Raw genomic sequence first — 12,975 nt, 5'->3', positions numbered from 1 at the left:
AAACGCCGCCGGATCAGCCGGTCAGCGCCCGCCGCAGCATGTGCATCGCGACGGTCGTCGACCGTTCCCGGATGTCCGACCGGTCGCCGGGTAACCGCAGCGTGCGGGTGGACGCCCGGCCGTCGGCGAGTTTGACGGTGAAGCACACCGTGCCGACCGGCTTGTCCTCGGTGCCGCCGCCCGGCCCAGCGATACCAGTGATGGCGATGGCGGTGTCGGCGCCGAAGCGGCGCAGCGCACCGTCGGCCATCGCTTCTGCGACCGGCTCCGACACCGCGCCGTGGGTGGCGATCAGGTCAGCGGGCACGCCGAGCAGGTCGGTCTTCGCGTCGTTGGCATACGCCACAACCGCACCGGCGACGTACGCCGACGAACCCGGCAGATCGGTCAGCCGCGCGGAAAGTAGCCCGCCCGTGCAGGATTCGGCCGTCGCGATGCGGCGCCCGGTGAGCAGCTGGGCGATCTGGTTGTCGACCAGTGAGCCGTCCTCGGAGAAGATCTCGCGGCCGTGATACTCGCGCAGCAGCTGCACCAGATCCGCGTAAACCGTTGCGGCGTCGGGTTCGTAACGCGTGACGATCTCCAGTTCGCCGCGGCGCAGACAGGTGGTGATCTCCAGCCGGTCGAAACCGTCGATGCGGTCCTCGGCTTCCCGCAGCGTCTCGGCCAGGCCGGATTCCGGTAGCCCGAACATCCGGATCATGTCCTGGCGGTACGTGGTGCGTCCGGCGATCGCCCGTTGCACCGCCTCGGTCTCGACCGCCTGCGGCCACATCGGCTGCAGTTCGCGGGGCGGACCCGGCAACACCACGATGGTCGGCTTGCCGGGTACGACGACGCCGGGCGCGGTGCCCACCGGGCTGATCACTTGCGCGCCGGCCGGGATCATCGCCTGCTTGCGGTTGGCCGCCCGGACCGCGTCGATGTCGACGTTGTCGAAGCGGGCCATCAATCGTTTGAGGATGTCGGTGATGCGGTCCTCGAGTGCCTGGTCGAGCACCAGGTCCAGACCGGCGAATTCGGCGACGGTCGCGACCGTCATGTCGTCGGCTGTCGGGCCGAGGCCACCGCTGGTGACGATCAGGTCCACGCCCTCGTCGGCGAGGAAGCGAAGCTGCGCCGCGATGTCGGCCTGCCGGTCGCCGCAGATCGTGATGTGGGCAAGTTCGACGCCCAATTCCAGCAACCGGTCAGCGATCCATGGGCCGTTGCGGTCCTGAACCCGTCCCGTCAGCACCTCGGTCCCGGTGACGACGATGCCCGCGCGTGCGCTCACGTCCATCGACATTACGGCAGGCCGGTAACCTCGTTCTCCGTGACGGCGCCCAAGTCCCTTCGAGAGCTGTTCGATCAGCTCGGCCTGCGGGAGGTCGCGTCGTCCGAGGGCACCGTGGTGATGGAGATGCCGGTCGATGAGCGCACGGTCAACACCGCAGGCGGTCTGCAGGGCGGTCTGATCGCGACCATGGCCGATGTGACCGCAGGGCACCTGGCGTCTAGGTACACCTCGTTCGGGATGGGCATCGCGACCACCGATCTGTTCATCCGCTACCTACGCCCGATCAAGGTCGGTCCCGCGCGGGCGGTCGCCAAGATCCTGCGCACCGGTAAGCGCTCGGTGGTGGTGCAGGTCGACATCTACCGCGCCGACGACGACGAGGTCGGCGCGACGGCGACAGTCAACTTCGCTGCGGTGGACTGACTTCTAGCGCGCGAACGTTCCTTACCGCTCGAAATTTCGCGAAATTTTCGAGCGGTAAGGAACGTTCGTCGTGGGGCTGGCTCAGTTGATCGGCACCAATTGCGGCGGGGTGTTGTAGCCCGTCACCCGCACCCAGTTCGGCGTCACTCCGGTCCACGCCTGGCCGTGCAGTTCGACTGTCTCCCCGGGGAACACGGTGACATAGTTGTCGCTGTATTCGACCGGCAGGATCTCGTCGCCGTCGGGCGTCGAGACGAGTTCGGCCCGTTCGAAGAACGCCACGTTCGGCGACGGGTTGTGCAGGCGGATGGTCACCCGGTTGTCACTCGGGTCGGCGGCCCTGGACGCCGACACGTCCAGCGGCACCTTCGGCATGTAGTTCAGCCCGGTCATGTCGGCCCAACTGGTCTGCTTCAGTTCGAACGCGAAATCGTTGCTCGGATCGCCGATGTCGTCGAGTTGTTGGGACTGCCAATACACGTTCTCGGCCACCGCTTTTCCGGCCTTGTCGAGCAATTGGGCGCGCACGAACACCACGCTGGAATCGCGTGCGAGGCGCGGAAGCGTCAGTGCGTGTGTCGCTCCCCCGGCGATCACGTTGATGTCGCCCGCGCTGCGGTCGTCACGGATACGGCCCCGCAGATCGTAGGTGCGCACCCGAACCGTCAAATTCGTTTGCTCTCTTGGTGTTTGATTTACCACCGTGACGTTGGCGTGGTCGTGGTCGCCGGTGGCATACGAGTCGAAGACGACCGAAAGCGGGCGCAGCCCCTTCTTCGCGCCGTAATACGCGCCGCCCGGTCGTAGGTAGTAGTCGAAGATGTGCCCGAAGAACGACGGCCAGTGGTTGTTGAGCATCCAGTAGATGGTCATCTTGTGGTTGTCCCACCCGCCCGCGGCGAACGCCTCGAACTGGGCCCTGGTCGACTCGTAACCCGCCAGTTGTGCCTTGCGTGCGAAGTCCTCGGCGCCGGTGGCCGTACCATACCTGCGGTCGACGGCGCGCCGAATGCTCGTCAGCGTGGAGTTGCGGACGTCTGAGCCTGCGTGGAAGTACCAGGTGTCGTTGATCGGCCAGAGCTTGTCGGGCGGGATGAACTTCTTCAGGCTGGCGAACGGCGGAATCTGTTCGTTGTCGCCCTGTTCTGCGGTCGCCCCTCTGGTGGCCGGATAGCGGCCGGAGAACCAGTAACTCGGCGGACGCCAACTGTAGGGCCCCAGCATCTGGATGCCGTCCCAATCGCGGTCGCCGCCGCGTGGGTCGACCGCCAACGACGAGACGGTGTCGACAATCGCGTTGGGCCAGTGCAGATCCGACAGGATGCCATGGTATTCGGCGAGAACGTCCTGCGGCGGCTTGCCGTCGCTGCCGTTGGCCCAGACGAACGCCGACGGGTGGCTGCGCAGATCCTCGATCTGCGACCGCAGGCTGTCCGGTGCGACGCGCTTGTCTTCGTCGTCCCACTGGTTCCATTTCTCCCACTGGTTGCAGCACATCCACCCGTACATCAACGGGATGCCCATCTCGTCGGCCATCTCGGTGATGCGGTCGCCGGGAAACTTGCCCTCGAGGCGAATCATGTTGAGCCCGAGATCTTTCACATAGCCCAGGATTGCCGCGTCGCGATTGGGGTCACTGGCGTACAGCAGGTCCGGGGTGTAGGCCGCACCGCGGACCAGGAAGTCCTTGCCGTTCACCTTGAGGTAGAAGTTCCCGCCCTTGCCGAGGTCGGGGAACTGCTCGTCGTTGTCGCGGAACTGCTGAACGGAGCGGATGCCGAACCGCAGACTCTTGATGTCGACCGGCCGATTGAATTGGCGAAACTCCAACCGCAGATCGTAGAGATCAGGCCTGCCCATCGTGTACGGCCACCACAGGTCGGGTTTGCGCACAGTCAGTTGAGCGAACTTGTCGGGAGACAGGCTGACGTCCCGATATTCGCCTGCGGCAAGGGTTTCCGGCTGTTCGACCACCACATCGGGCTTACCCGGGCGGCTGATGGTCGCCCGCAACACACCCCGCACCTGCTGGTCCGACGTGTTGCGCAGGCTGCTGTAGATGGTGAGCTTCGCGGAATCCGTTCGCGGAAGCGGAAGTTCTGAATTGACCGTCGACGGACCGAGCGCCACCGCACCGGAGGTCCTGAGGTACACCGGTTTCCAGATGCCCGCATTACGGTCGGGAACGAACGAATTGCCGTTCGCGGGATTCTTTCCCGGACCCTGGTAGCCGATGTATTTCCAGTTGATCCAGTCGTACCAACTGTCGGCGAGTTCCACGCCGTCAATGTCCTGCAATGCGCGCTCGGGGGTGATCTTCACCGCCAATGCGTTGCCCTGCCCCTGGTTCACCCACCGCGACACGTCGACCTCGTGGCTGACGTGCATGCCGACAATCTGATCGCTGCCGGCGACGAGGTGCCCGTTCAACCAGATTTCGGCGCGGTAGTTGATGCCGGGGAACTCCAGCAGATAGGTGGTGTGACCCGCGGGCGCGGCGAAGGTGGTGCGATACCACCAGTCCTGTTTGTAGAGGTCCTGCGGGACGCTCGCCATGTTGGTGCCGTAGTACAGATCGGGGTAGGTGCCGTCTTGCTGCAGGGTCTGCAGGACGGTCGCAGGCATCCGAGGAATCGCATGCCAACCCGTCGCCTTGTAGTCGGGCCGGGACAATGCGGCCCCGTCGACGTGCACGTCGCGGGCTGAGACGAGGCTCCAGCCACCTGCCAATTCGATCTGTCCCGGCGGGGGTCCCGGCTTGGCGAAATCCGGGAAGTCGGCCGCGCAGAGCAACAGCAGCAATGCGACGGACAGCAGAATTCGAAGGACGATGTGCCGACGGCGTCGAACCGACCTCTGCTCGTCCACCGCATCACCGTACCTGCCGCCCGTCGCGCAGGCTCAGCCAAGCAGCGCAACGGAATTGGTCGCCGAAGCTGAGTACCCGGATGACGGGACAGGAACCGGCCTGCTACTTGTGCGGCACGTCGTTCGTCAGGCCGCCGTCCATGACGTATTCGGCGCCGGTGGAGTAGCGGGACTCGTCGCTGGCGAGGAACACCACGAACGTTGCGACCTCTTCCGGCTGCCCAGGGCGACCCAGCGGAATCCGCAGCATGTTGTCAGGGAAATGCTTCGTCATCGGAGTGCGGATGAACCCGGGGTGCACCGAGTTCACCCGGATGTTGAACTGGCCGAGTTCCAGCGCCGCCGATTTGGTCAGCCCACGCACCGCCCACTTGGAGGCCACGTAGGGGTGCACCATGACGGCGCCGCGCAGCCCCTCGATCGAGGAGATGTTGATGATTGAGCCGCCGCCGTCGGCTTTCATCGCCTCGACCGAGGCCTGCATGCCGAGGAATGTTCCGGTCAGGTTGACATCGATGACCTTCTGCCACTTGGCCATGTCGAACGAGCCGATCTGGCCCAGCGCCACGGTGCCGGCGTTGTTCACCAGCACGTTGAGCTTGCCGAAATCGTTGACCGCGGTGGCGACGGCGGCCTCCCAGTCGTCGGCCTGCGTGACGTCGAGGTGGACGTAGCGCGCGGAATCGCCGATCTCGTCGGCCAACGCCTTGCCCTTGTCGTCGAGGATGTCGCCGATCACCACCTTGGCGCCCTCCGCGACCAGCGCCTTGGCGTCTGCGGCTCCCATGCCCTGGGCCCCACCGCTGATGAGTGCAACTTTTCCGTCCACGCGTCCCATGAGGGGTCAGGCTACCGTGCCGACGTGCTACAAGTAGAACCTGTTCCAGTTCGTGGGCGAGAGGAGCCCTCAGGATGGCGATCCGTGTCGCGCTCATCGGCACCGGCAATTGCGGCAGCCTCGCACTGAAGCAACTCGTGGCCGACGCGCGCTTCGAGTTGACCGGCGTCTGGGTGTCCTCTGACGCCAAGGTGGGCCGCGACGCCGGCGATTTGGCCGGCCTCGGGGTGACGACCGGTGTGGCGGCGACCAACGACCTGGACGCTGTGCTCGCCGCCCAGCCGCACTGCATTGTGTACTGCGCGATGGGCGACACCCGACTGCCCGACGCGATGGCCGACGTGCGCAAGATCCTCGCGGCGGGCATCGACGTCGTCGGGTCCGGCCTCGGCGTGCTGCAGTACCCGTGGCAGGTGATCCCCGACAAGTACATCCAGCGCGTGGAAGACGCTGCGCGAGAGGGCGATTCGACGGTGTTCTTCACCGGCGTGGACCCCGGGTTCGCCACCGACCTGCTGCCGTTCGCGCTGGCCGGAACCTGTCAGAGCATCGAGCAGGTGCGCACGATGGAGATCGCCGACTACGCGACCTACGACGGCGCGACGGTGATGTTCGAGGTGATGGGCTTCGGTAATGAGGTCGGCGATCTGCCGATGCTGTATCAGCCCGGTGTGCTCAGCATCGCGTGGGGCACGGCCATCCGACAGCTGGCCGCGGGCCTCGGCATCGACGTCGACGAGATCAGGGACTCCGTCGAACAGGAGCCGGCGCCTGAGGACTTCGACGTGGCCGTCGGCACCATCAAGAAGGGCACCGTGGCCGCGGTCCGCTTCCAGATCGAGGGCATGGTGCGGGGCAAACCGGCGATCGTCGTCGAGCACGTCACCAGGTTGCGTCCGGATCTGCGGCCGGACTGGGCGCAGCCCGCGCAGCCCGGCGGGTCGTACCGCGTCGAGATCACCGGCGAGCCGTCGTACGTGATGGACATCTGCCCTACCAGTCGCAACGGCGACCACAACTACGCGGCCATCCTCGCCGCGGCCGGGCGGATCGTGAACGCCATCCCCGACGTAGTGGCCGCTGCACCGGGCATCCGGACCACCCTCGATATGCCGCTGGTGACCGGCAAGGGTGTATACACCGGCTAAGTAGGCTGGTGCGCGATGACCGTCGAGCCCCCGGTAACAGATCCGATCGCGGAGATCGGTGCGGCCCAGGCCGGGCCGCAGATCGGCGCGTTCTTCGACCTCGACGGCACGTTGGTGGACGGGTTCACCGCCACCGCGCACGCCAGCGACCGGATCAGACGCAGGCAAGCCCGGATCGGCGAAGTGCTCGGCGTCATCGAGGCGTCGATGCGCTACCGACTGGGCAGGATGCGCTTCGAGCATCTGTTGACGCGGGCGGCCGGTTACCTGCGGGGCGAATCGCTGGCCGAACTCGACGAGTTGGGCCAACGACTGTTCGTCGAACGCGTCGCGGCTCGGGTGTTCCCGACGATGCACGAGATCGTGCAGGCACATCAGGCGCGCGGGCACACGGTGGTGCTGAGCTCGTCAGCGTTGACCATCCACGCCGAACCGGTGGCCCGTTACCTCGAGATCGGCCACGTGTTGTGCAACCACTTCGAGGTCGACGACGACGGCAGGCTGACCGGGCGGATCGCCAAACCTGTTGTCTGGGGCCGCAACAAGGCGACCGCGGTCTCGCAGTTCTGTGACGCCAACGACGTCGAGATGCAACGCAGTTACTTCTATGCCGACGGCGACGAGGATGCGGCCCTGATGAAACTGGTCGGTCAGCCCCGTCCGGTGAACCCGCGCCCCGGTTTGGCCGCGGCCGCCGCCGAACACGGATGGCCGGTGCTGCAGGTGACGGGGACAGGTGGGCGCAGGCGCCGCTCCTTGCGTCGACTGGTCGGCTACGACTAGACCGCCCCTATCCCCCTATCCCCCTATCCGCGCACGGTTCCCGATCCCCAATGCGGGGTTGGCGAATGCCGGTGCGCGCCCCATCCCCGCAGCATGCGCCTGGTTTCCAGAATGGCTTGCACCAGGCGACCCGCCCGGGTCGCCACCGCCGCAAGGAGACACATCATGAACATTTCCCGTGTTGGGGCATGGACGGGCGCCGCCGCGATCGCGGTCGGGGCACTGCTCTCGGTGACCGCGCCGATCGCCAACGCCGAGAAGATTTCAGAGAAGACCATCAAGAGCGAATGCAAGTCCGCCGGTGGGACGTACACCTCGGTCGTGAAACAGGGCATGCGGTTTTCGACCTGTGACTACAAGGACAACGAGGGCAACGGCTTCCGCGACTACTACGCCGACGGTTCGTACTACTCGACGCGGCCCTTGTGATCTCGGAGAGGGCGGCTACGCTAAACTAGAACACGTTTCAGTTTAGCGACCGCCCCACCCGAGGAGCAGGCATGCACACCCCCATCTGCGACGAGCTCGGCATCGAGTTCCCGATCTTCGCGTTCACTCATTGCCGTGACGTGGTCGTGGCCGTCAGCAAGGCGGGCGGCTTCGGGGTGCTCGGCGCGGTCGGCTTCACTCCAGAACAGCTGGAGATCGAGCTGAAGTGGATCGACGAGAACATCGGCGATCACCCGTACGGCGTGGACATCGTGATCCCGAACAAGTACGAGGGCATGGACTCCGCCGACATGGATCCCGAGGTGCTCAAGAAGACGCTGAACGATCTGGTTCCGCAGGAGCACATCGACTTCGCCAAGAAGATCCTCGCCGACCACGGGGTGCCCGTCGAACACAGCGACGACGACGCATTGCAACTGCTGGGCTGGACGGAAGCGACCGCGACCCCGCAGGTCGAGGTTGCGCTGGGCCATCCCAAGTGCACGCTGATCGCCAACGCGCTCGGCACACCGCCGGCCGACATGATCGAGCACATTCACGACACCGGCCGTAAAGTCGCTGCGCTCTGCGGTTCGCCGTCGCAGGCCCGCAAGCACGCCGACGCCGGTGTCGACATCATCATCGCGCAGGGCGGCGAGGCGGGCGGCCACTGCGGCGACATCGGCTCCATCGTGTTGTGGCCGCAGGTCGTCAAGGAGGTAGCGCCGAAACCCGTGCTCGCCGCGGGCGGCATCGGCAGCGGCCAGCAGATCGCTGCGGCGCTGGCCCTCGGCGCACAGGGCGCCTGGACCGGATCGCAGTGGGTGATGGTCGAAGAATCCGAGCACACCGACGTGCAACATGCCGCCTACGCGAAGGCCACCAGTAAGGACACTGTCCGCAGCCGGTCGTTCACCGGCAAGCCGGCGCGCATGCTGCGCAACGACTGGACCGAGGCGTGGGAGGACCCGAACAACCCGAAGCCGCTCGGGATGCCGCTGCAGTACATGGTGTCCGGGATGGCCGTCGCGGCCACGCACAAGTACCCCAACGAGAGCGTCGATGTCGCATTCAACCCGATCGGCCAGGTTGTCGGTCAGTTCACCAAGGTGGAGAAGTCCGCGGCGGTGATCGAGCGCTGGGTGCAGGAGTACCTGGAGGCGACGAACACACTCAACGAACTCAACGAGGCTGCTTCTGTTTGATTCGCGGCTCGCCGCGTGCGTCTGATCGCAACCGGCTGCGCCGGCTTCCTGTTGGCCGTGCTGTGGATGGACCTGATCTTCGACAGCCAGGTCCTTGGCCACCGCCGCGCGGACGTGCTCCCGGAACCCGTGATCGCGTCGATCGCCGGCTACTACCGTCGCGCGACGACGCGCCCGCTGAGCCTTTTCATCGCGTTGGTGATGCTGATCCTGTTGGGCGCGTTGACCTATCGCTGGTTCGCCGGCGACGACCCGGTGTGGCTGCTTGTCACGCTCACGGTCTTGGCCGGGGCGCCGATTCTGCTGGCGCTGACCCGAACCGTGCCGAATGCGGTACGACTCGGAGTGGGCGCCGCGAGCCAACGTGAGCTCTCCCGATTGGCTCGCGCAATCTGCCGAGATCACCTCATCTGCCTGCCTCTGATGGCTGCATTCGTGGTGTTCTGGGTGACCGCCTGACTGCGGGGTACCCGGCACCGACGGGGCACCGAAACCGCCCGAAAGCAGGTCTGGTCACACGCCGACTCATTATGTAAGGTGCCATACATAGCCGGGTCGGACGAAGGGATCCAGGTATGCCCAGCCCTCGCGAGCGGATGGTCATCTCGGCCGCGCTGCTGATCCGGGAACGCGGCGCGCAAGCCACTGCCATCGCCGACGTGCTTGAGCACAGTGGCGCGCCGCGTGGCTCGGCGTATCACTATTTCCCCGGCGGACGCACGCAATTGCTCTGCGAGGCAATCGATTACGCTGCCGACTACATCGCCGACAAGATCGCCGATGCCGAATCCGGGCTACAGGCGCTCGACGTCCTCGTCGGGTACTACCGCAAGCAACTGCTTCGCTCCGACTACCGCGCCGGTTGCCCCGTCGTCGCCGTGACGGTGGAGGCGGGCGACCCGGCGAAACCGGACCAGGCGACAGCGGTGATCGACCGCGCGGCGGCGGCCTTCACCCGGTGGGCCGGCCTGATCGCACAGCGACTCTCGTCGGAGGGCGCCTCAGCCGAACAGGCCGACGAACTGGCGATGCTGATCACCGCCTCGATCGAGGGCGCGATCATCGTCGCCCGTGCGTCCCGCGACGTCAAACCCCTCGACCTCGCCCACAACCAGTTGCGCGACCTGATTTCGGCCGCGACGTCGGAAAGGAAATCCCGTGAGCGCTGAGTGGCGGGCCACCGCGTGCATCCTCTGTGAGTGCAACTGCGGAATCGTCGTGCAACTGGAGGACCGGAAGTTCGCCAAGATCCGTGGCGACAAGAGCCATCCCGCGTCGCAGGGCTACACCTGCAACAAGGCACTGCGGTTGGACCACTACCAGAACAACGCCAACCGGTTGACGTCCCCGCTGCGCAGGCGGCCCGACGGCAGCTATGAGGAAATCGATTGGGATACAGCGATTTCTGAGATCACAGCGGGATTCAAACGCATTGCCGACACCTACGGCGGCGACAAGATCTTCTACTACGGCGGCGGCGGGCAGGGTAATCATCTCGGCGGCGCATACAGCGGCGCCTTCCTCGCCGCGCTCGGTTCGCATTACCGTTCCAACGCGCTGGCGCAGGAGAAGACCGGAGAAGCGTGGGTCGACGCACACCTCTACGGCGGTCACACCCGTGGCGAGTTCGAACATGCCGAGGTTTCGGTGTTCGTCGGCAAGAACCCGTGGATGTCGCAGAGCTTCCCGCGGGCGCGCACCGTGCTCAACGAAATCGCCAGGGATCCCGGTCGCGCGATGATCGTCATCGACCCGGTGATCACCGACACCGCGAAGATGGCCGACATCCACCTGCGGGTGCGACCGGGAACCGACGCGTGGTGCCTCGCCGCACTGGCCGCCGTGCTGGAGCAGGAAAGCCTCTGCGACGAAACCTTCCTCGCCGAACACGTCAACGGCGTCCAGCCCGTGCGTGCCGCGCTGCGCGAGGTACCGGTGGCGGAGTACGCCGCGCGGTGCGGCGTCGACGAGGAACTGATCCGCACCGCGGCGCGGTGCATTGCCTGCGCCGAAAGCGTCTCCGTATTCGAGGATCTCGGCATCCAGCAGGCGCCCAACAGCACGCTGTGTTCGTATCTGAACAAGCTGCTGTGGATTTTGACCGGCAACTTCGCCAAACGCGGTGGGCAGCATCTGCATTCGTGGTTCGGACCGCTGTTCCGTCACACCCGTGGCGTCGGCCGCACTCCGGTGACCGGGGCGCCGATCGTCGGCGGCCTGATCCCCAGCAATTCGGTGCCGCAGGAGATCCTCACCGACCACCCGGACCGCTTCCGCGCGATGGTCGTGGAGAGCAGCAATCCGGCTCATTCCCTTGCTGATTCGGCCGCATGCCGCAAGGCGTTCGAATCACTCGAGCTGATGGTGGTCATCGACGTCACGATGACTGAGACCGCGCGGTTGGCCAGCTATGTGCTGCCCGCGGCCAGTCAGTACGAGAAGTGTGAGGCGACGTTCTTCAACCTGGAGTTCCCGCACAACACATTCCACCTTCGGCACCGACTGCTCGAACCACTCGAGGGCACGCTGCCCGAACCCGAGATCTGGGCGCGACTGACGCGTGCGCTCGGCGTCGTCGACGACGCGGAACTACAGCCGCTGCGTGAGGCGGCCGAACAGGGGTTGGCCGCCTACGCGCAGGCGTTCGTTGCCGCCGTCGCCGCCAATCCGGCGTTCGCCAAGGTGCTTCCGTTTGTCTTGTACGAAACGCTCGGGCCGACATTGCCCGACGGGCTCGCAGGCGCCGCGGCGCTGTGGGGTCTGGCGCAGAAGGCCGCGATGAAGTACCCCGAGGCGGTCCAGCGTGCGGGCCATGCGGACGGCAATGCGCTGTTCGAGGCGATCCTGGCCGGCTCCTCCGGTGTGACGTTCACCGCGCACGAATACGAAGACGACTGGCGGTTGGTGGCACATGACGACCACAAGATCGCGCTGGACATGCCGGCGATGCTCGATGAGATGCGCCGACTGGCCGATGCGCCGACGGCGTTCACCTCCCCCGATTTCCCCATCGTGCTGTCCGCAGGCGAGCGGCGGGCCTACACGGCCAACGACATCCTGCGGGACCCGGCCTGGCGCAAGCGCGACGCCGACGGCGCGCTGCGGGTCAGCGTGGAGGACGCGCAGATGCTCGGCCTGACCGACGGGGGTCGCGCGCGAATCACCACGACCGCGGGCAGCGCCGAGGCCAGTGTCGAGATCAGCGAGGCGATGCTGCCAGGCCACGCGTCGCTACCGAACGGGTTCGGCGTGGATTACATCGACGCCGACGGTCGCGCGACGGTCCCTGGGGTGGCGCCGAATTCGCTCACCTCATCGGAGTGGCGCGACGCGTTCGCGGGCACGCCCTGGCACAAGCACGTCCCTGCGCGCATCGAGGCGGTGGCCGCCGCGGCGATCGGCTAGCCCAGCAGTCGCCGTGTCGCCTGCTTCAGCACCTGCCCCCGGCTGCGGCCTGCGTGGTCGGCGGCGATGAAGTGGCTGCCGATGGCCAGTGAGAAAGCCAGCAGGCTGCGAGCTTCCACGTCGTCGGGATCGTCGCTGAAGGTGCCGATCATCGTTCGCAGGTACGCCATTCGGCTGTTGTCGACGCGGCGCAGGCGTTTGGCCACCGAGCGGTCACGTCTGGCCCAGTCACGCACCGCGAGATCGATCGGCAGCAGGTCGGCCGAGAAAGTCAGCATGCCCGCCCTGCGCACCTTCGTTCGGGCGTCGCCTCCCTCGGCCTCCACACGCGTGAGCACTTCGTCGGTGCTGGCGTGCTCCCAAGCGTCGAGCAGCGCGTCCAGGAACATCTGACGGCTGGCGAAATGCCAGTAGAAGCCACCTCTGGTGACGCCGAGGGATTTCGCAAGCAGGTCCACCCGCACCGCGTCCGGTCCGCCGGAGGCGAGCGCCTGGAGTCCGGCGTCGATCCACGCACTGCGCGGTGTGCGGGTCTGGGCGACCATCACGTCTCACTTTCGACAGGGCTTGACGCCGATCCGCCGTCAAGCATACAGT

Annotated in this window: 12 protein-coding genes; 8 read left to right on the top strand and 4 right to left on the bottom strand. The window is 66.1% G+C overall.

Features of this window, described 5'->3' with window-relative positions; translation table 11 throughout:
• Positions 1-13 precede the first annotated feature (13 nt).
• Positions 14-1,276, bottom strand: a complete 1,263-nt coding sequence (locus A5724_RS15750) for a competence/damage-inducible protein A (protein ID WP_067803848.1) — start codon at positions 1,274-1,276, stop codon at positions 14-16.
• Positions 1,277-1,315: 39 nt separating this feature from the next.
• On the opposite strand from A5724_RS15750, the gene A5724_RS15745 reads away from it, so the two are divergent.
• Complete coding sequence (locus A5724_RS15745; RefSeq protein WP_067803426.1) at positions 1,316-1,702, top strand: PaaI family thioesterase; 387 nt, start codon at positions 1,316-1,318, stop codon at positions 1,700-1,702.
• 81 nt (positions 1,703-1,783) lie between these two features.
• On the opposite strand, the gene A5724_RS15740 is transcribed toward A5724_RS15745, so the two are convergent.
• On the bottom strand, positions 1,784-4,498 hold the full coding sequence (locus tag A5724_RS15740) for a sugar-binding domain-containing protein (protein WP_067803845.1): 2,715 nt from the start codon (positions 4,496-4,498) through the stop codon (positions 1,784-1,786).
• Positions 4,499-4,673: 175 nt separating this feature from the next.
• Positions 4,674-5,408 (bottom strand): glucose 1-dehydrogenase, encoded by a 735-nt coding sequence (locus A5724_RS15735; protein WP_067803424.1) that lies wholly within the window; start codon positions 5,406-5,408, stop codon positions 4,674-4,676.
• 74 nt (positions 5,409-5,482) lie between these two features.
• On the opposite strand from A5724_RS15735, the gene A5724_RS15730 reads away from it, so the two are divergent.
• The 7 genes from A5724_RS15730 (at position 5,483) to A5724_RS15700 (ending at position 12,378) form a co-directional block, all read left to right on the top strand.
• Complete coding sequence (locus A5724_RS15730) at positions 5,483-6,556, top strand: diacylglycerol kinase (RefSeq protein WP_067803421.1); 1,074 nt, start codon at positions 5,483-5,485, stop codon at positions 6,554-6,556.
• A gap of 15 nt (positions 6,557-6,571) precedes the next feature.
• Positions 6,572-7,339, top strand: coding sequence for an HAD family phosphatase (locus tag A5724_RS15725; RefSeq protein ID WP_067803418.1), 768 nt, complete (start codon positions 6,572-6,574; stop codon positions 7,337-7,339).
• A gap of 165 nt (positions 7,340-7,504) precedes the next feature.
• Positions 7,505-7,768, top strand: coding sequence for a hypothetical protein (locus A5724_RS15720; RefSeq protein ID WP_067803415.1), 264 nt, complete (start codon positions 7,505-7,507; stop codon positions 7,766-7,768).
• Between the two features lie 71 nt (positions 7,769-7,839).
• A complete protein-coding gene (locus A5724_RS15715) occupies positions 7,840-8,973 on the top strand; it encodes a nitronate monooxygenase (RefSeq protein WP_067803412.1) in 1,134 nt (377 codons plus the stop codon).
• A gap of 15 nt (positions 8,974-8,988) precedes the next feature.
• Positions 8,989-9,432: a hypothetical protein gene (locus A5724_RS15710; RefSeq protein ID WP_156752303.1), complete on the top strand. Its 444-nt coding sequence runs from the start codon at positions 8,989-8,991 to the stop codon at positions 9,430-9,432.
• Positions 9,433-9,548: 116 nt separating this feature from the next.
• Positions 9,549-10,142, top strand: a complete 594-nt coding sequence (locus A5724_RS15705; protein ID WP_067803409.1) for a TetR/AcrR family transcriptional regulator — start codon at positions 9,549-9,551, stop codon at positions 10,140-10,142.
• Complete coding sequence (locus A5724_RS15700; RefSeq protein ID WP_067803406.1) at positions 10,132-12,378, top strand: molybdopterin-dependent oxidoreductase; 2,247 nt, start codon at positions 10,132-10,134, stop codon at positions 12,376-12,378. Before A5724_RS15705 ends, A5724_RS15700 begins: the two co-directional genes overlap by 11 nt.
• Here A5724_RS15700 and A5724_RS15695 read toward each other — a convergent pair.
• Positions 12,375-12,923 carry a TetR/AcrR family transcriptional regulator gene (locus A5724_RS15695; RefSeq protein ID WP_067803403.1) on the bottom strand — a complete coding sequence of 183 codons (549 nt, stop codon included), beginning with the start codon at positions 12,921-12,923 and terminating at the stop codon, positions 12,375-12,377. The two genes, A5724_RS15700 and A5724_RS15695, sit on opposite strands and share 4 nt — an antisense overlap.
• Between the last annotated feature and the right edge of the window lie 52 nt (positions 12,924-12,975).

Origin of the sequence: Mycobacterium sp. ACS1612 (assembly GCF_001667505.1) — a bacterium.
Taxonomy (GTDB): domain Bacteria; phylum Actinomycetota; class Actinomycetes; order Mycobacteriales; family Mycobacteriaceae; genus Mycobacterium.
The sequence above is the reverse complement of the archived record's forward strand: the minus strand, read 5'-3'. Positions and strand labels throughout refer to the sequence as shown.

Coding starts and splice junctions, on each gene's coding strand:
- A5724_RS15735 (WP_067803424.1), bottom strand. CDS start 5,408: ATGGGACGCGTGGACGGAAAAGTTGCACTCATCAGCGGTGGGGCCCAG.
- A5724_RS15730 (WP_067803421.1), top strand. CDS start 5,483: ATGGCGATCCGTGTCGCGCTCATCGGCACCGGCAATTGCGGCAGCCTC.
- A5724_RS15725 (WP_067803418.1), top strand. CDS start 6,572: ATGACCGTCGAGCCCCCGGTAACAGATCCGATCGCGGAGATCGGTGCG.
- A5724_RS15720 (WP_067803415.1), top strand. CDS start 7,505: ATGAACATTTCCCGTGTTGGGGCATGGACGGGCGCCGCCGCGATCGCG.
- A5724_RS15715 (WP_067803412.1), top strand. CDS start 7,840: ATGCACACCCCCATCTGCGACGAGCTCGGCATCGAGTTCCCGATCTTC.
- A5724_RS15705 (WP_067803409.1), top strand. CDS start 9,549: ATGCCCAGCCCTCGCGAGCGGATGGTCATCTCGGCCGCGCTGCTGATC.
- A5724_RS15695 (WP_067803403.1), bottom strand. CDS start 12,923: ATGGTCGCCCAGACCCGCACACCGCGCAGTGCGTGGATCGACGCCGGA.